Raw genomic sequence first — 265 nt, 5'->3', positions numbered from 1 at the left:
TCACCAAAGTCGCCCTTGATGGTTTTCTTGCTGTGACCATTGCGGCTATTTCCGCTGTTGTGGCCTTCAGGCGAGTGCTTGGAGTACCCAAGATGATCTTCCAGCTCAGCAGCCATTACACGCTCAATGGCAGCCTTTATACCCATGACCATTGAAGATGTTTGATTTTTCAGTGTTTTTTTATCATTCTTCAGCAATGCTTAAAATCATACTGACTGACCAGCAAAAAACTGTCTTGGAATCTCGCCATCAAAAGTCGCGGGAT

Annotated in this window: 1 protein-coding gene; it reads right to left on the bottom strand. The window is 44.9% G+C overall.

The window, feature by feature from the left end:
- A partial coding sequence (locus tag CWC28_RS22600) for a transposase (RefSeq protein WP_502704939.1) occupies positions 1 to 146 on the bottom strand: 146 nt, incomplete at its 3' end.
- Positions 147 to 265 lie beyond the last annotated feature (119 nt).

Origin of the sequence: Pseudoalteromonas sp. S4492, assembly GCF_005886115.1 — a bacterium.
Lineage (GTDB): Bacteria > Pseudomonadota > Gammaproteobacteria > Enterobacterales > Alteromonadaceae > Pseudoalteromonas > Pseudoalteromonas gelatinilytica.
The sequence above is the reverse complement of the archived record's forward strand: the minus strand, read 5'-3'. Positions and strand labels throughout refer to the sequence as shown.